The sequence below is a fragment of the Streptomyces sp. NPDC048257 genome, from assembly GCF_043201855.1.
Lineage (GTDB): Bacteria > Actinomycetota > Actinomycetes > Streptomycetales > Streptomycetaceae > Streptomyces.
The window spans coordinates 347,848-368,418 of record NZ_JBICZI010000003.1 but is presented as its reverse complement, the minus strand read 5'-3'; the positions used below and the strand labels follow the sequence as shown (position 1 = coordinate 368,418).

The 20,571-nt window shown below is 72.0% G+C and carries 20 protein-coding genes; 6 read left to right on the top strand and 14 right to left on the bottom strand.

Going from position 1 to position 20,571, the window contains the following annotated elements; all coding sequences use genetic code 11:
* The first annotated feature begins 744 nt into the window (after positions 1-744).
* Genes ACGFZK_RS09315 through ACGFZK_RS09295 form a run of 5 tightly spaced genes read left to right on the top strand, consistent with a single transcriptional unit; the run spans position 745 to position 8,267 of the window.
* Positions 745-2,013 (top strand): phenylacetate--CoA ligase family protein, encoded by a 1,269-nt coding sequence (locus tag ACGFZK_RS09315; protein WP_393848234.1) that lies wholly within the window; start codon positions 745-747, stop codon positions 2,011-2,013.
* Positions 2,010-3,410: an MFS transporter gene (locus ACGFZK_RS09310; RefSeq protein WP_393848233.1), complete on the top strand. Its 1,401-nt coding sequence runs from the start codon at positions 2,010-2,012 to the stop codon at positions 3,408-3,410. Before ACGFZK_RS09315 ends, ACGFZK_RS09310 begins: the two co-directional genes overlap by 4 nt.
* Positions 3,407-4,543, top strand: coding sequence for a GNAT family N-acetyltransferase (locus ACGFZK_RS09305; RefSeq protein ID WP_393848232.1), 1,137 nt, complete (start codon positions 3,407-3,409; stop codon positions 4,541-4,543). Before ACGFZK_RS09310 ends, ACGFZK_RS09305 begins: the two co-directional genes overlap by 4 nt.
* Positions 4,540-5,733 (top strand): acyl-protein synthase, encoded by a 1,194-nt coding sequence (locus tag ACGFZK_RS09300; protein ID WP_393848231.1) that lies wholly within the window; start codon positions 4,540-4,542, stop codon positions 5,731-5,733. Before ACGFZK_RS09305 ends, ACGFZK_RS09300 begins: the two co-directional genes overlap by 4 nt.
* Positions 5,730-8,267, top strand: a complete 2,538-nt coding sequence (locus ACGFZK_RS09295; protein ID WP_393848230.1) for an acyl-CoA reductase — start codon at positions 5,730-5,732, stop codon at positions 8,265-8,267. The genes ACGFZK_RS09300 and ACGFZK_RS09295 overlap by 4 nt, the downstream gene beginning before the upstream one ends.
* Before the next feature lie 134 nt (positions 8,268-8,401).
* Here ACGFZK_RS09295 and ACGFZK_RS09290 read toward each other — a convergent pair whose 3' ends face one another.
* The 4 genes from ACGFZK_RS09290 to ACGFZK_RS09275 form a co-directional block, all read right to left on the bottom strand.
* Positions 8,402-8,608, bottom strand: a complete 207-nt coding sequence (locus ACGFZK_RS09290) for a hypothetical protein (RefSeq protein ID WP_393848229.1) — start codon at positions 8,606-8,608, stop codon at positions 8,402-8,404.
* Between the two features lie 84 nt (positions 8,609-8,692).
* Positions 8,693-9,076, bottom strand: coding sequence for a hypothetical protein (locus ACGFZK_RS09285; RefSeq protein WP_393848228.1), 384 nt, complete (start codon positions 9,074-9,076; stop codon positions 8,693-8,695).
* Positions 9,054-9,353: a hypothetical protein gene (locus tag ACGFZK_RS09280; protein ID WP_393848227.1), complete on the bottom strand. Its 300-nt coding sequence runs from the start codon at positions 9,351-9,353 to the stop codon at positions 9,054-9,056. Before ACGFZK_RS09280 ends, ACGFZK_RS09285 begins: the two co-directional genes overlap by 23 nt.
* Before the next feature lie 175 nt (positions 9,354-9,528).
* Positions 9,529-10,014 carry a VOC family protein gene (locus tag ACGFZK_RS09275; RefSeq protein WP_393848226.1) on the bottom strand — a complete coding sequence of 162 codons (486 nt, stop codon included), beginning with the start codon at positions 10,012-10,014 and terminating at the stop codon, positions 9,529-9,531.
* Positions 10,015-10,343: 329 nt separating this feature from the next.
* On the opposite strand from ACGFZK_RS09275, the gene puuE reads away from it, so the two are divergent.
* A complete protein-coding gene (gene puuE, locus ACGFZK_RS09270) occupies positions 10,344-11,249 on the top strand; it encodes an allantoinase PuuE (protein ID WP_393848225.1) in 906 nt (301 codons plus the stop codon).
* Here puuE and ACGFZK_RS09265 read toward each other — a convergent pair.
* The 10 genes from ACGFZK_RS09265 to ppk2 all read right to left on the bottom strand — a co-directional run bounded on the left by ACGFZK_RS09265 (position 11,227) and on the right by ppk2 (position 20,528).
* A complete protein-coding gene (locus tag ACGFZK_RS09265; protein WP_393848224.1) occupies positions 11,227-11,475 on the bottom strand; it encodes a hypothetical protein in 249 nt (82 codons plus the stop codon). The genes puuE and ACGFZK_RS09265 overlap by 23 nt on opposite strands.
* Before the next feature lie 25 nt (positions 11,476-11,500).
* Entirely contained in the window at positions 11,501-12,421 is a 921-nt protein-coding gene (locus ACGFZK_RS09260) for a cobalamin-binding protein (protein ID WP_393848223.1), read from the bottom strand.
* A gap of 41 nt (positions 12,422-12,462) precedes the next feature.
* Positions 12,463-13,071, bottom strand: a complete 609-nt coding sequence (locus ACGFZK_RS09255) for an SMI1/KNR4 family protein (RefSeq protein ID WP_393848222.1) — start codon at positions 13,069-13,071, stop codon at positions 12,463-12,465.
* 88 nt (positions 13,072-13,159) lie between these two features.
* A complete protein-coding gene (locus ACGFZK_RS09250; protein WP_393848221.1) occupies positions 13,160-13,516 on the bottom strand; it encodes an STAS domain-containing protein in 357 nt (118 codons plus the stop codon).
* A 97-nt stretch (positions 13,517-13,613) separates the two neighbouring features.
* The gene (locus tag ACGFZK_RS09245) at positions 13,614-14,822 is read right to left on the bottom strand and encodes a PP2C family protein-serine/threonine phosphatase (protein WP_393848220.1); all 1,209 of its coding nucleotides are present in this window, start codon (positions 14,820-14,822) and stop codon (positions 13,614-13,616) included.
* Positions 14,823-14,952: 130 nt separating this feature from the next.
* Complete coding sequence (locus tag ACGFZK_RS09240; protein WP_393848219.1) at positions 14,953-15,576, bottom strand: hypothetical protein; 624 nt, start codon at positions 15,574-15,576, stop codon at positions 14,953-14,955.
* Between the two features lie 52 nt (positions 15,577-15,628).
* Entirely contained in the window at positions 15,629-16,108 is a 480-nt protein-coding gene (locus tag ACGFZK_RS09235) for a DUF5709 domain-containing protein (RefSeq protein ID WP_393848218.1), read from the bottom strand.
* A gap of 71 nt (positions 16,109-16,179) precedes the next feature.
* Complete coding sequence (locus tag ACGFZK_RS09230) at positions 16,180-18,825, bottom strand: amino acid permease (protein WP_393848217.1); 2,646 nt, start codon at positions 18,823-18,825, stop codon at positions 16,180-16,182.
* A 200-nt stretch (positions 18,826-19,025) separates the two neighbouring features.
* Positions 19,026-19,505, bottom strand: a complete 480-nt coding sequence (locus ACGFZK_RS09225) for an MSMEG_6728 family protein (RefSeq protein WP_393848216.1) — start codon at positions 19,503-19,505, stop codon at positions 19,026-19,028.
* A 9-nt stretch (positions 19,506-19,514) separates the two neighbouring features.
* A complete protein-coding gene (gene ppk2, locus ACGFZK_RS09220; RefSeq protein ID WP_393848215.1) occupies positions 19,515-20,528 on the bottom strand; it encodes a polyphosphate kinase 2 in 1,014 nt (337 codons plus the stop codon).
* Between the last annotated feature and the right edge of the window lie 43 nt (positions 20,529-20,571).

The window sequence follows — 20,571 nt, the reverse complement described above, 5'->3', positions numbered from 1 at the left end:
TCGCGGTGAGGAACCGGGCGATGTCGGCGCCGTAGGCGCCCAGTCCAGCAGCCGCTGGTACCCCTCCGGTGTGGTCCCGAACGCCTTGGTGGCAGGTGCCGGCCGATGCCGTCGATGACCGCGGTCTGGATGACTGGCACGGCCGTTCACGATCGCGGCCCCAGCGTGGTGGCGGCGCCGAGCAGTGCGGCGAGTCCTGAGTTCATGGGGCCGAGTCTGCAACGACCGCCGTTCGTGCCGTCCAGGGCCCCGTGGCCGGAGGGGGCGTCCGACCCGCGGCGCCACCTTCGGTCCCGAGCCCGAGGCCCGAGAATATTCCGGCATCCGAATATCGATGCCGGGAAGTGCCGGAGGGCGCGGATATCGGACTCATTCCCACCCGCCGTCGTTCTCGCCGGGTGAGAACCTCGTCACATGCCACGCGTGGCCCCAACCCTGCATTCACGGGCTCCAAAGGCCTCGAATCGGCTCTCGCGGCAGTGTCGACGCCGTTTCTCCCGCGCTGCGATTTCGGCCAGGCGGGCCGGAAGTCCGCTTTACGCCCCCGATCGCACACGCCATCGATTTGGCGGCAGGTTCCCCGTGTTCCATGATGTGAGACGGGATCAGGTGCGGCTCGCACCTTCGAACTGCAGGGCACACGTGCATTGTTGAGCAGTCAACAGATGAGGTCGGGGGACCGTCACGCCGTGGAAGCCGCCTGTTTCCTTTCCATTTCAACTTCGTCTTCCAGGTAAAGGCAGCATGCCCGTCCAGCGGTTTTCCGACCTCGTGCGTTTCGCCCGAGACTGCTCCCCTTTCTACGCCGACCTCTACGCAGACCTGCCGCCCGAGGTGAACAGCCTCACCGATCTGCCCGTGGTGGATCAGAACGCGTTCTGGGCCGCCAATACCCTGCACGACAACCGGGTGCTGACCGCTCCCCTCGCCGAAGCCGTCGTGTACAAGACCGGCGGCACCACCGGCACCCCGCGCTTCTCCTGCTACACCCGGGAGGAATGGAGCGAGTTCGTCACGGCCTTCGGCGCCGGCCTCGTCGACGCGGGCCTGCGACCCGGTCACCGGGTGGCCGACCTGTTCTACGCCGGTGAGCTGTACGCGAGCTTCCTGTTCGTCCTCGACTCCCTCGCCCACGCCCCCGTGGCCAACGTCCGCCTGCCCATCGGCGGCGGAGCACCCCTGGAGCCGACGGTCTCCGCCCTCCAGGACTTCGGCGCCCACGTCGTCGCCGGCACGCCGACCACCCTGTGCCGGCTCGCCGAGCACCTGACGTCGACGGGCCGCCGACTCCCGCAGGTGGAACTCCTGTTCTTCGGGGGCGAGGCGCTCTTCTCCGACCAGCGCCGGCTCCTCGCGGGCGCCTTCCCCAACGCCGAGCCCCGCTCGCTCGGCTACGCCAGCGTCGATGGTGGTCTCCTCGGCAGGCCCGTCGCCGGCCCGGACACGCGCACGCACCGGCCCTTCACCCCGCACACCGTCGTGGAGATCCTCGACGAGACGACCGACGAACCGATCCGCGAGGCCGGCCGGCCCGGACGCGTCGTCGTCACCCAACTCTTCCGCAGCCTCATGCCCGTCATCCGCTACCCCGCCGGCGACCGCGCCGAGTGGACCGACACCGAAGGCGGGGCGTTCCGGATCCTGGGCCGCGCCGAGGAAGGCGTACGCGTCGGGCCCGTCGCGCTGTACTGGGACGACGCCCTGCGCGCCGTCGCCGAGGCCGACACCGAGGGCCTCGTCACGGGCACGCAACTCGTCGTACGCCGCTGGGAGGGGCGCGACGGCCTGATCCTGCGCCTGGCCACCGCCCCCGAACACGACCCGGTCGCACGGGAGGTCCTGGCCAAGGAGATCGTCGAGGGACTGAACACCGCCAGGCCGCTCTACCCCGACAGCGTCGCCACGGGATTCGTCCACCCCCTCGGCGTCGAATGGACCCGTCACCGCGACCTCGTCGTCAACTCCCGCTCCGGCAAACTCGTCCGCGTCCTCGACGAGAGGCCGATCGCATGAGCACCCCGACGGCAGCTCCCGGCCGCCGCCCCCCGCTCGTCCTGCGCAACCGCGCCTTCGGCACCGTATGGCTGGGCCAAGTGCTCACCCAGGCCGGGACGCGCATGTTCCAGGTCGGCACCTCCTGGTGGCTCATCGGCCACGTGGCCACCGGCGACGGTGGTTTCGCCGCCGGCATGCTCATGGCCCTCAGCACCCTGCCCGCGGTGGCCCTGGCCCCGCTCGTGGCCCGCGCCATCGCCCGCCGCTCCCACCGCTCGCTGCTGCGCGGCGCGGCGGCCGGCGCGGGGACGGCCGCCGCGGCCCTCGCCGGCTGGGCCGCCGCGAGCGACCTGCCCGTCCTCGCGGTCTACGCGGCGGCCCTGGCCCTGGCGACCTGTCAGGCCTTCTTCGACCCGTGTCTGACCACCTCCGTGCCCGAGCTCGTCGACGACGAGGACATCGAGGCGGCGACCGGCTTCGAACTGTCCACCCAGTCCCTCGCGAGCCTGGGCGGAGCCCTGCTCGGCGCCCTCGTCGTAGACGGGGCCGGCGTGGCCGGGCTCGCGGCGGGCTGCGCCCTCGCCTACGGCACGGCCGCTGTGCTCATCACGACCGTCCGCTTCCGCACCCCGGCCCCGGCCGAGGAGCCCCACGCGGACGCCGATGCCGACGTCGACACCGGAAGGGACGCCACCGCCCCCGCCCCGCGCCGGACGTTGCGAGGGATCCTGGGCAGGCTGCCGTACGTCCGCGCCATCCTGCTCTGCTTCACCGCGGCCAACCTCTTCACCACCGCCGTCTTCGTCGTCATGCCGCTCTACACCGCCACGGTCCTGCACGGCGACGGCGCGACCGTGTCCCTCCTGGAGGCGTCCCTCGGCCTGGGCACGCTCATCGGCTCCTTCACCGGAGCCCGGGTGCCCGGCCGTCCCACGGTGGTCGGCTCCGCCTGCCTGGGCGCGATGGCCGTCGCCCTCGCCGTCCCCGGCCTGATCGCGGAGCGGCCCGTCATCGCCGGCGCCCTCCTGGTGACGGGCTGGTGCGTCGGAGTGATCGGCGTCCGTTTCGTGGCCCTGTTCCAGCGCCTGGTCCCGGCCGCCGACAAGCCGGCCTTCTTCGCCGTCATGCAGGCCGTGCTCGGAGCCACCTTCCCGGTCGCCTCGCTGCTGTTCGGACTACTGGGCGACCACGTCTCCGCGCGGACGCTGTGCCTGACCCAGGCAGCCGGCCTGGTGCCCGCCGCCGTCGCCCTGCTCCTGCTGCCCGCGCGCCACCGCACGGCGGACGCGCCCGACGCCCGGCCCGCCGACGCGCCCGAGCCCCAAGCCGCCGACGCGCCCGTCACCGAGCCCGACGACAAGCCCGCCGTACACCCGGCGCCGGCTTCCGCGCCCTCCGGCGGAGGCACCCGATGAGCGCCGTCATCGAGCAGGCCGCGCCGACGGACATCGCCGACCTGCGCCAGCTGTACTACGCCGTCTACGGACCGCACTACCCCACGGCGTTGGGCACCGACCCCGCCGAGATGTCCCGGCTCATCCGCGACCCGCACACCCTCTGGCTCGTCGCCCGCTGTCCCCGTACCGGCGCCCTCGCAGGATCGGCCGCGATCCACGGCGAGGCCGGCACCCGCATCGGCCGCCTCGAAGGGCTCGCCGTCCACCCGGACCAGCGCGGCTCGGGACTCGCCGGGCGAATGGCCGAGGCCCTGTGCTCCGCCACCCTCGACGCCGGGACCCTCGACTCGGTGTACGCCACCGTCCGCACCGTCAGCGCCGGACCCCAACGGGTCGTCGCCCGCCACGGTTTCCGCCCGCTCGGCATCCTGCCCAACGCGGTCGACCTCGGCAGCCGGGAAAGCCTCGCGCTCTACGCGCGTCACTCTCCGGGGGTGTTGGACCGCCGGGTGCCCGTCGCCGAGGTACCCGCCCACCTGGCGCCGCTCCTGCGCACCGCCGGGGCGAGCCTCGGCATCAGCTACGCGGACGCCCGGCCCACGGCGCCGGCGCCGCTGCCCACCGGGCCCGCGGCCGCGCCCCTGGAAGTGATCGAGGCACCCGCGTTCGTCCGCCGCCGCTTCCACGCGCACTTCCCCGACGGCGGCCGCTGGTTCTACCCGCTGCACGCCCCGAACATCCTGCTCACCCCCGCCGACGGCGACTTCGAGGTGTACGCCTACCTCAACCGGACCGGGGGCTACTGCGCCCTGGTCGCCGCCCACCCCGACCCCGCCGCCGCGGCGGGATGGCTGGAGCCGGTCACCCGTACCCTCACCCGCGCGGGCGCCGGATACGTCGAGGCCCTCGTGCCCCTCGAACACCACGCCGCGCTGTCCGCCTTCGCCGCCCAGGGCTTCATCGCCGGGGCCGTGTACCCGGCCATGCGCCGGGACGGGGACGGCTTCCACGACTACGTGGTGGTGTCCCGCACCACCGAGCACATCGACTTCCGCGGCGTGGTCGTCGACCCGCCGCTCCAACCCTTCCTCGATTCCTATGTGTCGGCCTGGGCGTCGGCGCATCTGCCCTCACGTGAGGTCGCCCCATGACTGGCCCGAAGCCCCACCTCGCCCCCGTCGACGTCCCCGACGCCGGGGCCCTCGCCCGATTGCAGCAACTCTGCGACCTGAGCGATCCCTACACCTGCGGTCCCGCCGAGGAGGAACTGTTCGCCGCGGCCATGGCAGAGATCAACGCCTGGCACCGGGACCGGTCCCCGTTCTTCCGCGACCTCCAGGACGCGAACCACCACGACGGCGACCTCCACGCCACGGACGCGGCCGCACCCGGCACCCCGTACGCGGCACCCCTGGTGCACGCGAACTTCTTCAAACGCCACGAGGTCCTCTCCATCCCCCGCGACGACGTCCACCTGCACCTGACCTCCTCCGGCACCACCGGACAGAAGTCGCAGATGTTCTTCGACGAGTGGACGATCCGCTCCGCCCAGCGCATGGTCGCCCGCATCTTCGACCACAACGGCTGGATCACCCCCGACCAGCCGGTCAACTACCTCCTCTACAGCTACGAGCCCGCCCGCGACCTCAACCTGGGCACCTCGTTCACCGACAACTACCTGTGCGACTTCGCGCCGGCCCGGCAAGTCGAGTACGCCCTGCGCGACACCGGCAACGGGCACGAGTTCGACCCCTTCGGCTGCGTCGCCGCGCTGCGCCGCTTCGCCGAGGACGACGTCCCGGTCCGTATCCTCGGCTTCCCCGCGTTCCTCTGGTTCACCCTGGAACGGATGCGCGCCATGGGGCTGGAACCGCTGCGGCTGCCCGAGGGCTCCCTGATCATCCTCGGCGGCGGCTGGAAGGGCCACGCCGACCGCCGGATCGGCAAGGACGAGCTGTACGCCCGTGTCACCGAACAGTTGGGCGTGCCTTCCGAGCGGATCCGCGACACCTTCGGCTCCGTCGAGCACTGCGTCCCGTACATCGAGTGCGCGCGGCACAACCTCCACGCACCCGTCTGGTCCCGGGTTTTCATCCGCTCCACCCGCACCCTCGAACCCCTCCCGTACGGCGAACGCGGATACCTCCACCTGGTGTCCCCGTACATCACCTCCGTACCGGCACAGAGCGTCGTCATGGGCGACCTCGCCTCGCTCCACCCGGGCGAGGAGTGCGGCTGCGAGCTGACCACCCCGTGGTTCACCATCCACGGTCGCGCCGGAGTCAGCCGCAACCGCAGCTGCGCCGTGGCCGCCGCCGAACTGATGAAGGGACTGTCATGACCGACACCATCAACCACCACTACTGGCAAGGCGCCTTCATCGGCGACGACGAGGCCGCCGGCCGACTGGCCGCGCTGCCCGCCGCCGTCGAGGCCGCGCTCGCCGAGCCCCTCGACACCGAGACCGTCCTGGCGGCCTGCGACGCCCTCGCGGCGGCTCTGCGCGACCCCGACCACCCCGTCCGGGACCGGCTGGCCCCCCACCTGCCCGCGGGCGACGCCGAGGACGCCGACGCGCTGTACGCCGAACTCGCCGCGTTCCTCGACCGGAGCGCCCTCACCCGCAAACTCCGGCGCGAACTGGGCGGCGCCGCCCCACAGCGGCTGAACCGCCCCGACGCCAAGGAGACGGTCTACGAGGCCTGGGTCCCCGTGGGCCTGGTCGCCCACATCGCCCCCGGCAACGCCGCCACCGTCGCCCCGCTCAGCGTGGTCGAGGGCCTCCTCGCGGGCAACGTGAACGTCCTCAAGACCAGCAGCACCGACACCCTCCTCGCCACGCACCTCCTCGCCGAGCTCGTCGCGCAGGACCCGACCGGCGCCCTCGCCGAACGCGTCATCGTGCTGCGCTTCCCCTCCTCCCGCCAGGACTGGCTGCGCCTGATGTGCGCCCCCGCGGACGCCGTCGCGGTCTGGGGCGGCGAGTCCGCCGTGGCGGGCGTCGCCGCCCACGTGCCGGCCGGCTGCCGGCTCGTCGAATGGGGACACAAGATCTCCTTCGCCTACCTCACACGGGACGCCTGGACCGACGGGGCGACCCTGGACGCCCTGGCCGAGGACGTCTGCCTCTTCGAACAGCAGGCCTGCTCCAGCCCCCAGGTCGTCTACCTCGACACCGAGGACACCGGCGAACTCCACGCGTTCTGCGACCGGCTCGCCGCGGCCCTCGCCGCCCGGCCGGCGCCCGCCGACCAGGAACTCGACCCGGCCGAGTACGCGGAACTGACCACGACCGAGCACCTCGCCCGCCTGGAGGAGCACCTCGGCTTCACCCGCGTCCTCGCCGCCCCCGACCGCACGTGGCGCGTCATGGCCGACATCCGCCCGGCCCTCACCGCCTCCCCGCTGCACCGCAGCGTCTGGGTCAAGCCGCTGCCCCGCAAACACCTGCTGGCGACGCTGCGCCCCATGCGCCGCTACCTCCAGACGGCGGGCCTCGCCGGCAGCCGCACCGACATCGCGGAACTCTCCACCCTGGTCCTGGCCGCCGGAGTCACCCGGGTCACGCCCGTCGGCGCCATGACTGCCGGCTACGCCGGGGAACCGCACGACGGCGTCTACGCCCTCCAGCGCTACAGCCGCCGCGTCTCGGTCCAGGCCGACGAACGCTTCGCCGCCACCGCCTGCCTCGACGACCTCGCCCGCCCGGTCGACTTCCCCCGCCCCGCCGGGCCCCTGCGCGACAAGAACGACGTCCGGGACCTCAACCGGGGCGTCGACCGGGCCGACGCCGAGCTGTACTTCCGCAGCGGGGGCAGCACCGGCGCGCCCGCCCTGTCCCTCTTCACGTACGAGGACTACGACACGCAGATGCGGGCCGCCGCCCGCGGCCTGCTCGCCGCCGGCTACGACCCGGCGCGCGACCGCACCGCCAACCTCTTCTACTGCGGCGGCATGTACGGCGGGTTCATCAGCTTCTTCTCCATCCTGGAACGCCTGGGCGGCGTCCAGATGCCGATGGCCGCGGGCCCCGACCACCGGGCCACCGCCGAGATGATCGTCGCGTACGAGGTCGACACCCTCTTCGGGATGCCCTCCTACCTCTGGCAGCTCCTGCACGAGGAAGCCGACCTCCTGCGCTCCTACGGCGGCCTCCGCAAGATCTACTACGGGGGCGAGCACTTCACCGACGAACAGCGCCGCGTCCTCACCGACACGTTCGGCATCGAGGTCGTCCACTCCATCACCTACGGCAGCACCGACCTCGGCCCCCTCGGCTACCAGTGCACAAGCGGCACCGGCGGCGTCCACCACCTCCACGCCGACCTCCACACCCTGGAGATCGTCGAGGTCGACACGGACCGCCCGGTGGCACCGGGGGAGACCGGCCGGCTCGTCTTCACCACCCGTGCCCGCCGCGGCCAGCACCTCGACCGGTACGTCATCGGCGACCTCGGACGGGAGCTGCCCGGGCGCTGCCCCTGCGGCAGCCACGCCCCGCGCTTCGAACTGCTCGGCCGGCTGGGCGAGGTGATGCGCGTGGCGACGTACTTCCTGAACCACCGCCGCTTCGTCGCCATCGCGGCGGAGTACCTGGGCCACGCCGGCGAGATGCAGACCGTCCTGACGAGCGGGCCCACCCGCGAGGGGATCACCCTGCGGATGGAGCGGTCCCACGCGCTCGACCCTGACACGGCGCGCGACGCCTTCCTCGCCGCCTACCCGGAGGTGCGCTCGGCGGTCGAGGAGAAACTGCTCGACTTCACGGTCGAGGCGGTCGACGGGGCCGCGCTGTTCCGCACGCCGACGAGCGGCAAACTGCCGGCGGTCGTGGACCGCAGGCGGGGGCAGCGGTCCCCGGACGGGATCGCCTGAGCCGTCGCCGGGCGGGTCGGGCCGTGAGGAACGCCTCACGGCCCGACCGCCCGTCCCGGCCCCGGCGGGCCCCGTTCCCGGCGCGCGTCCACGGCGCACCGGCACCCGAAGGCCGGCACGGTGCCGCCTGAACATCACATGTGGAAGTTGAGCCGGGACGGGGACGCTACGACCTGGCCAGCCAGTACCCGGGCATCGCTGAATGCATTTTCGAAGGTGTGCAGGGTCAGCAGGTGCGGTCGGTGGGTCGGGCGGGTGCAGTCCGGGCCGTGCCCGATGACCCGTTGGATCGACCGGTACTCGGCCCCGGTGCGGGGGAGGGGGTGGAGGCGTGCGCGCATCCGCACGCCTCCACGTCCGGGTCCTCCCTCAGCTCGACGACCAGGTCCGGTCCCGGGCCGGGCCGGGCGACGGCGTCGGCCGCTTCAGGCAGCCGTCCACGGAACCCGGCAGGCGTGGGGGGCCGTTCCCTCTGGACACAAAGCCTTGAGCACCGTCTTGCGGATCGCCGTCCATGTCCACAGGGAACACACCAAGTGCACGCGCAGCTCGATCAGTTGCCGTGCGCCGCTGCTCTGAGCAGGATGTTCCACGGCCCACTGTTCCGCCAGAAAGCCGTACACGTCACCGGTCGACAGCTCGCTCCCGGGAAAGGTGTGTGCGACGGTCTCCCTGATGATCCGCGCGCTCCGGGAGCCCGCAGCGTCCTCAACGAGTTTCCTGACCCATGCCAGCCCCTGCTCGTCTGCGTACAAGCCGAACTTCAGGTCGCGTGTCCTCATCGCATCAGACCGTGTGATGGTCGTCATGGGTGCTGGCGACTGCGGCGGTGAACCAGGAGTAGACGGGAGCGAGCGTGGGTGATGCGGGCCATCCATTGATCGTTGCCAGGAGCTGCCAGTAGCGCTCGGTGTGGGGGTCCGCGGTGGTCTGCAGACGGGCGAGGAGCCAGCGGCGAAGATTGCTTTCGTCGGCACGCTCGAATGCGTCGGCGTAGAGGCCGCCCAGGGAGTCGGTGAGGGATGCGCCTTCGGCGGAGGCCGGCAGGAGGCCGGCGGACATGGCCTCGGCGATGCGTTTGCGCATCACTCGGTCGAGAGCATCGTGCAGAGTGCTGATGTCCTGCTGGGAAGACTCCTCCGCCTGGTCCTCGGCTGTGCGGGGTATCGCGACACGGAAGTCTGCGTTCTGGCAGAGTCCGGGCCGGGTAGCCGGCCCCGGAACCGCTGGAACATGAACGAAGCCAGACACCCGGACTTGTTCACGTACCGTCCGGCGCGCCGTCCATGGACTGCATGGCCTCCTTGCCCCGCTTCTCCATCTCCTCCGGGGAGACGTCCTCCACGTGCGTGGCGACGTTCCAGCGGTGGCCGAAGGGGTCCTCGAGCTGTCCGGTGCGGTCGCCGTAGAACTCGTCCTTGACCGCCGAGAGCTCCGTGGCGCCGAGGGAGAGGGCTGCGGTGAAGACCGCGTCCACGTCTTCGACGTAGAGGTGCAGGGTCACGGGCGTGCCGCCCACCGCCTTCGGCGAGCGGAATCCGAACTCCGGGTATTCGTCGGCGAGCATGATGACCGAGTTGCCCATCTCCAGCTCGGCGTGGCCGATCTTGCCGCCGGGTGCGGGCATTCGCATCCGCTCGGTCGCGCCGAACACGGCCACGTAGAAGTCGATCGCGGCTGCCGCCCCGTCCACGCAGAGGTAGGGCGTGATGCGCTGGTATCCCTCGGGAATCGGTTTGACGGTCACTGGGAGTGCACCCTTCGTGCAGTGGCGATCGCCGCTGATCGCCGTCCGGGACCACTGATATCCCGACCTCGCGTGAACCTCCGGGCGCCGCGCGGCAACCCCGCGATCGATGCCCCGAAGGGCCCCGGGTCAAGGCCAACAGCGGCTCCAGTACCTGGAAGGGCAGCGTCGCCGGCTCCGCCTTCGCCGGCGCAGCCCGCAACGAGGTCATCAAGGTGGGCGACACCATCGACCCGGGCCGGGGCGTCTGATCAGCGCATGCCGGTGGGGGCTGCGGACCTCGTCGTGCCCCACCGGCCCGGCGTCCGCTCGGCGGTAGGGTGCCGCCCGTGTCCCAGCACCAGCGCGATCTCGTCGGTTACGGCGCCGAGCCGCCGCACGCCGCCTGGCCCGGCGGCGCACGCGTCGCCGTCAGCCTCGTCCTCAACTACGAGGAGGGCGGTGAGCAGAACGTCCTTGAGGGCGATCCCGCCTCCGAGGGCTTCCTCCACGAGCTCGTCGGCGCGCCGCCCGTGGTCGGCGGGCGAGACCTGAACGTCGAGTCGATGTTTGCCTACGGCTCGCGCGCCGGCTTCTGGCGCATCCACCGCACGCTCGCGGCCCACGGCTCGCCGCTCACCGTCTACGCCGTCGCGCAGGCGCTGGAACGCAACCCGGACGCGGCGCGGGCGATGGGCGCCGCCGGCTGGGAGGTGGCGAGCCACAGCCGGCGCTGGATCGACTACCGCCACGTACCCGAGGAGGCCGAGCGCGCCGACATCGCCCGCTCGATCGCGACGATCGAGCGGCTCGTCGGCCGCCGGCCCGTCGGCTGGTACACCGGCCGTACGAGCCTCGCCACGCGCCGGCTCGTCGCCGAGGAGGGCGGTTTCCTCTACGACTGCGACGACTACTCGGACGACCTGCCGTTCTACGTCGAGGTGGCCGGCCGGCCGCACCTCGTGGTGCCGTACAGCCTCGACGCGAACGACTTCAAGTTCCTGATCGTGCACGGCTTCACGACCGCCGACGACATGCTCACCTACCTCATCGACACGTTCGACGCGCTGCACGCCGAGGGCGCCGACCGCCCGCGCATGATGAGCGTCGGCATGCACTGCCGGATCATCGGCCGACCCGGCCGCATCCGCGCCCTCGACGGATTCCTGAAGCACATCGCGCAGCGGGGAGGGGCGTGGGTCGCCACGCGCGAACAGATCGCGCGCCACTGGCTCACCACACACCCGCCGCGCTGAACCGGTGGGACGTCCAGGTGCAGGACACCCGGTCGCCGGCGCTGGGCTTGAACCGGCAGCCGCCGACCGGGGTGGGGGTGCCGTTGACGGCGATGCTCCGGTAGGCGGAGCCACCGCCGCGGACCTTCTCCATGGTGTCGACGGAGAAGTCGTCGAAGGGCGCGTACGAGGTGAAGCCCCTTCTGCGGGCGGCGTCCTTCCGGATTCCGGCCGCAGAGCACGGCACGTGTGGGCCCCGGCCCACCCACCCGTCAGCCGTGGCCGAGGCGGAGGGCCTCCGTCGGGCTCACCGGGGCACCCGCTGCGACCCCGTGCAGGACGTGCGCCAGCACCTCCGCGCCGCGTACGACGCGGGGGCCCGGCCGGTTGAAGTAGGCGGGCCCGTCCAGCACCCACACCTCACCGGCGCGTACGGCGGGCAGCTCGTCCCAACCCGGCAGGGAGGTCAGCAGTTCCCGCTCGCGCAGGGTGCGATCCGGGCTGAATCCGCAGGGCATGACCAGGAGTACGTCCGGCCGGGCGGCTCGGACCGCGTCCCAGTCCATCGGCCGGGTGTGCTCACCCGGGGAGGCGATCAGCGCCTCCCCGCCCGCGCACGCGATCTGCTCCGGCACCCAGTGCCCGGCCGGCCAGAGCGGGTCGAGCCATTCGATCGCCACCACCCGGGGCCGCGGCCGCCCGGCCGTCCGCGCCCGTACGGCCTCCAGCCGCGCGGCGAGCACCGCCCGCCGCTCCCGCGCCTCTTCGGCCACGCCGAGCAGCTCGCCCACCGTCACCAGGCAGTCCAGTACGTCGCCCAGGGTGCGCGGTTCCAGGCTCAGCACGCGGGGCCCGCCGTCGAGGACGCGCACGGCCCGGCTCACCCCCGCGTAGGACACCGCGCAGACGTCGCACAGGTCCTGGGTCAGGACCACTTCGGGAGCCAGGGCGCCGAGGGCGGCGGTGTCGAGGGTGTAGAGCGAGGAGCCGCTGTGCGCGGCGCCGCCGACGGCGTCCGAGATCTCCCGGCTGCTCAGGGTGTCCGCCGAGAACTCGGCGGAGGTCACCACGGGCACACCCGCCACCGCCTGCGGCGGCCAGTCACACTCGTGCGTACGCCCCACCAGATCGGCGGCCAGGCCTAGCTCCGCCACGATGTCGGTGGCCGCGGGCAGCAGGGAGACGATGCGCATCCTCCGACCCTGGTTCCTCGGGCCCGGCCGTTGGCGGCCACTCACCCCGCGGAATCCCAGTGCAGGTCACCCGTGTCGTCGACCGTGCCCACACGGATCGCCTCGGCGCCGCCGGGAGCGGCCTGCCGCAGCAGCAGGGGCCTGCGTGTTTCGAGTGCGACAGCGATGTCCCGAAGCATCGCGCCGATCGAGTTCCACATCGGCACCCCGAGTCCCCAGCGTTCGTGGTCCCAGAGGAAGACCGCCCCATGGGACCCGCCCGGCCGAAGGTCGACGATCAGACCGTCACCGCCCGGGCCCATCGCGATCGGCATGAACTCCGGCAGAAACCGAGGCTCCGGCTCCCCGTGCGCATCGAACGTGAGCCCTTCCTGCTCCGCGACGAGCAGCCAGATCTCCCGCGTCTCCAGGGCCTCGTCCCACGCCACCGGAGCGAATGGCCCGGGAATCCAGTAGCCGGCGCTGACGTCGGTCAGCGCCCACCACTCCCGCACGTCCGCAGGCATGGTCACGGCCAGCGACGCTTCGACCTCCGCAACCCGTCCCGGGTCCGCCGCAGGCCTGAGCGGGCCCCGCCGGACGGGGGTCCTCAGCCAGAGGCCGAGTCGATCCCACGACTCCCGCACACCACCGTGATCGATAGAGGTCATGGCGGCCAGTCTGCCAGCCCGCGCAGTCAGCCAGTCCGCTCGGACACGGGTAGGCGGCCTTTCGGCCGGCCGTGCGCGGGAACGGCCGCTACGCCGCCGCGCCGAGTGTGGGCGAGAGGGCGGCGACGGCCAGCGGGACGGTGGCGTGGACGTCCGGTGTGTGGGCGCCGGCGGCCAGGCCGAGGGCGCGGCGGGCTTCCGCGCCGGAAGCGACCACGGCCGCGGCCGTGCCCGCGTCGCGGCAGACGCGGATCGCCCGTACGACCGTGCTCACGGCCGCAGGACTCAGCACGGCACCGGACAGTTCCAGTACGACGGGCGAGGACCGGTGCGCGGCCAACAGTCCGTCGATCGCCCAGGAGGTGGCGGCACGGCTGCCGATGTCGAGGTCGGCTTGCAGACGGATGATCAGCACACCGCTGTGGGTCACCTTGATGGGCAGCACGGACACTCCTTCTCTACGCGTTCCACACCTGCTCTGTAACGGACGAGTGCCCGGACCCTGCGGTTGTATGCGCACGCGGTGACGGATGGGCTGGGCGTCAGGTGGGGGGATGCCATTCGGTGAGGAGGATGGTCGCGTCGTCGCGGAGGCGGTTCTGGTGGTGGGCGAGCAGGTTCTGGAGGAGACGGCGGAGGGCTTCCGGAGCCGTGTCGCCCGAGGCCGTGGAGCGGATGACGAAGTCGGCGAGGCGTTCCTCGCCGAAGAGGTTCCCGTCGGGGGAGCGGGCTTCGGTGATGCCGTCGCTGTAGACCAGGACGCGGTCACCGGGCTGGAGCCGGACGCGCTCTTGGAGCGGCGGTTCGGGTGTGTGGTGGCCGAAGCCGAGCGGGAGGTGCGCGGGGCGTTCGAGGGCCTTGTGCAGGACATGGCCGTCGCGGATGAGGAGCGGTGGGGGATGGCCGCAGTTGATCCAGGTGAAGTCCCCGTGGACGAGGTCGAGTTCGGCGATGACGGCGGTCATGAGCCGGTCGGGGATCCACTCCACCAGGGTCCGGTCGATGGTGGCGACGATCTCGCGGAGGTCACCCCCGGCGCGGCGGGTCGAGCGGCAGGCGGCCAGGGCGGTTGCGCTGGCGCCTCCGGAGGCGAGGTCGTGGCCCATCGCGTCCACGAGCGTCAGGTGCAGGACCTCGTCGATGAAGGTGTGGTCGAAGGCGTCGCCGCCGATGTTGTAGGCCGGTTCCAGCACCGCGGAGGACGTGGCCCGGTCGGTGCCGATGGTCCGCGGGGGCAGGAACGCCCACAGCAGTTCCGCCTGCAGCGTCATCGGCCGCGTCCGCTCGCGCTGAACGAGCAGGTCGTGGTGGGAGGACTTCGAGACCACCAGCAGCGCGGCCAGACTCGCCAGGGCCCGGCCCGCGGCCGCCCGGCCGGGGTCGGCGCAGCTGCCCACGGCCTGCATCACCCCGATCCGCTCGACGCCGTCGACCATCGGGAACCACGTGGTGTCCTCCCCGCGGGACGATTGGACCTGCTGGGTCCGGTAGGCCAGACCGGCGAGCGACGCATCGATGGCGAAGCCGTCCCGTTCCCCGGCCGCGAGGCCGGGCTGGGGCAGCGGGATCAGCCGCTGCTGCTGGACATCGGCCAGGTACAGACGCGTCCGCGTCATCCCCAGCCGGCCCGCGGCCGCACCGATCAGACCCGCCAACCGCTCGGCGGACGCCGCGTGGGAATGCTCGAGCACCCACGCCAGAACGGGCTCCAGCCCGTCCGGGGCCGCCGGAGCCGTCTCGTCCGAGGTCACAGCCGCCCACTTCCTCCCGGGCCACGCGCACCCGCACCCCGATCCGCACCGGCCGATCCGGCGCTTCCCATCCTCGTCGCCCGCCGCCCGCGCCGCCCTGCTCGACACGGCGGCCGGAGCGCCCACCCCTTCACCGCCGGAGCGGAGCAGCGGTGCGTTCGACCGTGGAGACGACCCGTACCAGTGCCGGAGTGGCGGGCGCCGACCCGAAGCCGAACCGCACGGGCGGAGCCACCGGAGCGAGCGGACCGAGGTCGGTTCCCTCGAAGGAGGCGGTGGCCGAGGTGATCACGCGGAGGTCGAGGGCCGCGTACCACTGGCGCCACCCGGGACGCGAGCTGCCCCGGGTGCGTACGCCGTGCAGCAGGCGCGCGGGCCCGCCGGCCAGCGCGGCCCACCCCGGCCTGCGGGCGAGTGTCCGGGGGACGGCCCGCAGCGCGAGGCCGAGCGCGCCGCGTCGCCCGACGGTGAAGCGCAGGAACAGCCCCTCGGCGACGACGTCCCAGACAGGGCCCCGGCCGTGTACGTTCACGGGGCCCGTCCGGACCTCGTCGAAGTGGTAGACGCCCGCGACGAACTCCGCTGTACGGGCGGTGGGCGCCAGCAGGATGCGATGTCCGTCGGCGCGCTCCAGCATGACGTCACTGAACGGCCCGAAGGGTGAACGAGGCCAGTGGCCCACCACCACACGGGTGCCGGACCCGGTTCCGACGGCGGCGATCCAGCCGTCGAAGGTCAGTCGTTCACGTCCCATGCGAGCCACGTCCCATGCGAGCGCCCATCCGAGGGTCCTACGGGTCCGGCTCCTACGCGTCCGGCTCCTCCTCGTCCGGCTCCTCCACGATGTGCATCGCGGCCTCCTCGGCGCTCGCGGCGCCCGCGTCGATGCCGCGATCCTCCGCGACGAGTTCCTTGGTGGTGTCGGGCCCCGTGCCCTCGTCCGGAGCGGTCAGCCGGCCCGCGCGCTCCGTGCCGACCTCCGCGTCCCTGAGCTCGCCCTCGCCCCCGGGCAGATCTCCCAGGCCGTCGCCCGGGTCCGGGCCGATGTCCGGGACCTCCTGGGCCAGGCGCCGGTCCAGGGACTCGCCCTCGTGCTGCTCCGCAGCCGTCGTCCCGTGCTTGGTCACCCCGAGCGGCTTCTCCGGAGGGGAGTAGCCCTCGTCCAGCGTGTCGTCGTACGTGCGCTCGTCCATGGCGTTCTGGAGATCCGGCGGTGCCGCGTTCTCCTGGTCCTCGTTGTCGTCGGTGGGCTGGTCCACGTCATCCGCCGTTCGGTCGTCACTCATGACACTCCTCGTCACATATGACAGCCGACCGATTTCTGCCGCAACAGCATGATGTGCGAGACGCCGCCCGCTCACGGTCCCTCCGTCGGCGCCACCGCCTGTTCGGCCCAGATGGTCTTTCCGGCGGCCGTGTAGCGCGTCCCCCACCGATAGGTCATCTGGGCGATGAGGAACAGGCCCCGGCCGCCCTCCTCGTCGGTGGCGGCGTGGCGCAGGTGCGGTGAGGTGTGACCGGTGTCGGAGACCTCGCAGATGAGGTTCTCGTCACGGATCAGCCGGACGTGGACGGGACCGTCGGTGTAGCGGATGGCGTTGGTGACCAGCTCGCTGACGATCAGTTCGGTGACGAACGAGAAGTCCTCGAGCCCCCAGGCCTGCAGTTGCCGGGCAACCGCGGCGCGGGCGACGCCGACCATCGCCGGGTCGGACTCCAGCTCCCAGTCGGCGACGTGCTGCTCGTCGAGCATCCGCGTGCGGACCAGGAGCACGGCCACGTCGTCGTCCACGGGGCCGGGCAGCAGCCTCGCCAGAGCGAGGTCGCACAGCTGCTCCAGGGGGCGGCCGTGCTGGGCGAGGGTTTCGGCGAGGCGGCCGAGGGCCACGTCGGGGTCGTGGCCGACGGTGTGCGTCAGCCCGTCGGTGAAGAGGGCGATGAGGCTGCCGGGCGGCAGCTGGAGTTCGATGCTCTGGAAGGTCTGGCCGCCGAGGCCGAGTGCCGGGCCCGGCGGCAGGTCCGGAAAGGAGACCTCACCGGTGTCGGCCGCGACCACCGCGGGCGGCCAGCTGCCCGCCCGCGCCATGGTGCACCGCCCCGACACGGGGTCGTACACGGCGTACAGGCAGGTCACCGGGGCGACGCCCGCGTCCGGGTCGGATCGTGTGCGGTCTCCACCGAGCTCGCCGGCCCACTCCGAGGAGGTCTGCCGGGCCACGTCGTCCAGGTGGGAGAGGACCTCGTCCGGCGGCAGGTCCATGCGGGCGAGGACGCGCACGCTCGTACGCAGGAGTCCCATGGCGGCCGCGGCGTGCAGTCCGTGTCCCCTCACGTTTCCGACCACCAGGGCGACGCGTGTGCTCGACAGGGGAACGAGGTCGAACCAGTCACCGCCGACTCCGGACCGGCTGTCGGCCGGCACGTAGCGGCTCGCCGCCTCGACGGCCGTCTGCGGGGCCAGTTTGCGCGGCAGCAGGCTCCGCTGGAGCTTGAGGGCCGCGGAGTGCTCGCGGGTGACGATCAGCATGAGCACGACGCCGATCAGCAGGGCTCCCAGCCCCACCACGGCCACCCCGCCCGTCCGCCCGAGCAGCGGCAGGTCGATGGTGGTCGCACCGTAGTCGGGGTCGGCGTACACGTGGAAGCCCGCGTAGCAGAACACCGAGAGCATCATCAGCCCGCCCAGGCCCGGCAGCAGGCCCTTGGACAGGAAGTCCTTCGTACTGCGGGTGAGCACCCTGCGGTAGTACCAGACGCAGGCGAAGCCGGTCAGGCCGTAGTAGAAGGCGATCGCGAGGCCCACCGACTCGATGGAGTCGGCCAGCACGTTGTGGCTGATCAGCGACAGCAGGACGAAGAACGCGATCGAGACCAGACCCATGCCCACCGTCGACCAGGTCGGGGTGAGGTATTTCCGGTGGACCCGGGCGAAACCGGCGGGGACGGCCTTGTGCGCGGCCATCGAGAAGACCGTCCGTGCCAGGGGCAGGATCGTGGTCTGGGTGGAGGCCACCGCGGAGGTGAGCACCATGAAGATCAGCAGCCCGGTGAGGATCCGGCCGACCCCCTGATCACCGAAGACCGCGTTGCCGAGGTCGGAGAGCACGTCGTCGGCATTGTCCTTGTTGGCCAGGCCGATGCCCTCGGTACCGACGCCGGCGAAGGCCTGCGCCGAGGTGGCGACCGCGACGTAGATGATCAGCAGCAGGACGGTCGAGATGACGGCGGCACGCCCGGGGATGTGCGCGCTGTCGGCGGTCTCCTCGTTGACCGTGACGGCGGTGTCCCAGCCCCAGTAGATGAAGACGGCGGCCAGGAGCCCCGCGGTGAGCGCTTCGGAGCTGGGCACGAGCAGGGGGTTGAACCAGGAGGCGGAGATGCGGATCGCCGTGGCCGGGGGATCCGTGTAGACCCTGGTCATGGCGATGACGGCGAAGAGGATCAGTATGCCGACCTCGACCGTCAGGAGGCCGCGCTGCAGGGCTGCGGAGATCTCGATGCCGACGTACGAGACGGCCGTCATCACGGCGATCCAGAGGACGCCCGCGATCGTGGTCCACAGCCTGCTCTCCGCCAGCGCCTCGTATCCGAACAGCCGAAAGGTGTAGATGCCGGCGATCGCAGCGAGGTTCGACATGACGATGACGTCGGCGACGATGATCCCCCAGCCGCCCATCCACCCGATGCGGGGGCCGAAGGCCCGGGTGGCCCAGGTGAAGGTGGTCCCGCAGTCCGCGTTGCCGGCGTTGAGCTCCCGGTAGGCGTAGGCGATCAGCAGCATCGGGATGAAGGCCAGCAGCGTGATGACCGGGGCCTGGGCGCCGACCCTCGTCACGATGAGGCCGAGCGTGGCCGCCAGGCTGTAGGCCGGAGCGGTGGACGCCACGCCGATGGCCACGGAGGAGGCCAGGCCCAGGGCGCCGGCCTTGAGGCCCTTCTCGCCGGCGCCGGGGCCGGCGACGATCGGGGCCGCTTCCACCACGTCACCACTGGGCGGCGTCAAACCGAATCACCGACTTCCTGAGCCGTCCACGGGCCCCGACAGGGCATCTTCCCTCAACGGCAGGAGGCGGCCGGACCCGACATGCCGCGTGGTACGTCTTCCGCGTCTCACGCGTGGCCGGTGTCCGGGGCCGGAGTCCGTGGCGGTGTCCGGGGCCGGTGTCCGAGGGCGCCGTTCCGGGGAGAGCCGAGCCCTGCCCCTCAGGCACGCCGGACATCGCCGCGATCGGACGCCGGCCAGACATAGGGAAGATCGTCCGGCACGCCGGGGAAATGCGGGCGGTAGAACTCCGGGGCCTTGCGCAGCAGCGCCGACCGGTGACTGCGGTGGAACGCGTCATCACCCAGCCAGGGCGGCAGCTCACCGTCCGCCGCGAGCCGGCGTTGTTCCCGCACCGTGGCGCCCGGGCGCCAGGCGAGGTAGTCCGCCATCAGGGTGCCGGCGCAGGTGTCGGCGCGCCCTTCGGCGGCCCAGACGCCGCAGACGTCGAGGCCGTAGCGCACCAGGGCCTCCTCGTACCCGGTCCACATCCGTACCGCGGGATGCCGGGCCCAGCCGTAACCGGCCACCGTCAGGCCCCGGAAGACCTGGAGCGCCTCGACGCGCTGCTTGCCCAGGCGCTTCGGGTCGAGAACGGCCGCGGAGTCCGCGAATTCCGGGTACGGGAGAAAGGTCTGCACGCCCTTGACCTACCCGGTTCCGGACCCGCCGCGGTGCGGCCCGGCCTGGGGCTTTCGCGTCCCCGGGTGGAGACCGGGGCCGGTGGGCGGGCCTCCCAGAGGCGTGGGGGAGAGGTCTGCCGGTTGCTCGCCCGCCTCGAGGAGGGTGTCGGCGGCGCCGACGATCAGCGGATCGGGCCGGCCGACGGCCGTGGCGTCCTTGCTGGTGTAGTCCAGGCGGCACAGCAGGCTGCGCATCGCTTCCAGCCGCCCGCGCCGCTTGTCGTTGGTCTTGACCACGGTCCACGGTGCGTGGTCGGTGTCGGTGGCACGGAACATCTCGACCTTGGCGGCGGTGTAGGCGTCCCACAGGTCCAGGGACGCGACATCGGTGGGGGAGAGCTTCCACTGGCGCACCGGGTCGACCTGGCGGATCGCGAAGCGGGTGCGCTGTTCGGCGCGGGAGACCGAGAACCAGAACTTGACGAGCAGGATGCCGTCCTCGACGAGCATCGCTTCGAAGTCCGGACACTGGTGGAGGAAGCGCCGGCACTCGGCCTCGGTGCAGAAGCCCATGACCGTCTCGACGCCGGCCCGGTTGTACCAGGAGCGGTCGAAGAAGACGATCTCTCCGCGATCGGGCAGGTGCGCGATGTAGCGCTGGAAGTACCACTGGCCGGCTTCCCGCTCGCTCGGCTTGTCCAGAGCCACGATGCGTGCACCGCGTGGGTTGAGCCGTTCGGTGAAACGCCGGATGGTGCCGCCCTTGCCGGCCGCGTCCCGGCCCTCGCAGATCACCACCACGCGGGCCCCGGTGTCCCTGACCCAGCGCTGCAGCTTCAGCAGCTCGATCTGCAGGATCCGCTTCGTCCGCTCGTACTCCGGCCGCCGGATCTTCCGGTCGTAGGGGTAGTTCTCCCGCCACGTCCGGATCGGGGCTCCGGATCCGTCCAGCAACACCGGTTGCTCCGGTCGCGTCGCGTCCACGCTCAGCCCCGCGAGGAGCACCTCCTCGGACTGTGACGCGCGCTGTTCCTCGTTCATGCCCTACGTGTACCCCGCACACGGCAGTGATGCCTCACACGGC

Bases quoted from the DNA above. Each gene is read 5' to 3' on its own strand.
- ppk2 (WP_393848215.1), bottom strand. From the start codon at position 20,528: ATGAACGAGGAACAGCGCGCGTCACAGTCCGAGGAGGTGCTCCTCGCG.
- ACGFZK_RS09295 (WP_393848230.1), top strand. From the start codon at position 5,730: ATGACCGACACCATCAACCACCACTACTGGCAAGGCGCCTTCATCGGC.
- ACGFZK_RS09305 (WP_393848232.1), top strand. From the start codon at position 3,407: ATGAGCGCCGTCATCGAGCAGGCCGCGCCGACGGACATCGCCGACCTG.
- ACGFZK_RS09255 (WP_393848222.1), bottom strand. From the start codon at position 13,071: ATGACCTCTATCGATCACGGTGGTGTGCGGGAGTCGTGGGATCGACTC.
- ACGFZK_RS09260 (WP_393848223.1), bottom strand. From the start codon at position 12,421: ATGCGCATCGTCTCCCTGCTGCCCGCGGCCACCGACATCGTGGCGGAG.
- ACGFZK_RS09300 (WP_393848231.1), top strand. From the start codon at position 4,540: ATGACTGGCCCGAAGCCCCACCTCGCCCCCGTCGACGTCCCCGACGCC.
- ACGFZK_RS09285 (WP_393848228.1), bottom strand. From the start codon at position 9,076: ATGACGACCATCACACGGTCTGATGCGATGAGGACACGCGACCTGAAG.
- ACGFZK_RS09310 (WP_393848233.1), top strand. From the start codon at position 2,010: ATGAGCACCCCGACGGCAGCTCCCGGCCGCCGCCCCCCGCTCGTCCTG.
- ACGFZK_RS09290 (WP_393848229.1), bottom strand. From the start codon at position 8,608: ATGCGCGCACGCCTCCACCCCCTCCCCCGCACCGGGGCCGAGTACCGG.
- ACGFZK_RS09280 (WP_393848227.1), bottom strand. From the start codon at position 9,353: ATGCGCAAACGCATCGCCGAGGCCATGTCCGCCGGCCTCCTGCCGGCC.
- ACGFZK_RS09315 (WP_393848234.1), top strand. From the start codon at position 745: ATGCCCGTCCAGCGGTTTTCCGACCTCGTGCGTTTCGCCCGAGACTGC.
- ACGFZK_RS09235 (WP_393848218.1), bottom strand. From the start codon at position 16,108: ATGAGTGACGACCGAACGGCGGATGACGTGGACCAGCCCACCGACGAC.
- ACGFZK_RS09240 (WP_393848219.1), bottom strand. From the start codon at position 15,576: ATGGGACGTGAACGACTGACCTTCGACGGCTGGATCGCCGCCGTCGGA.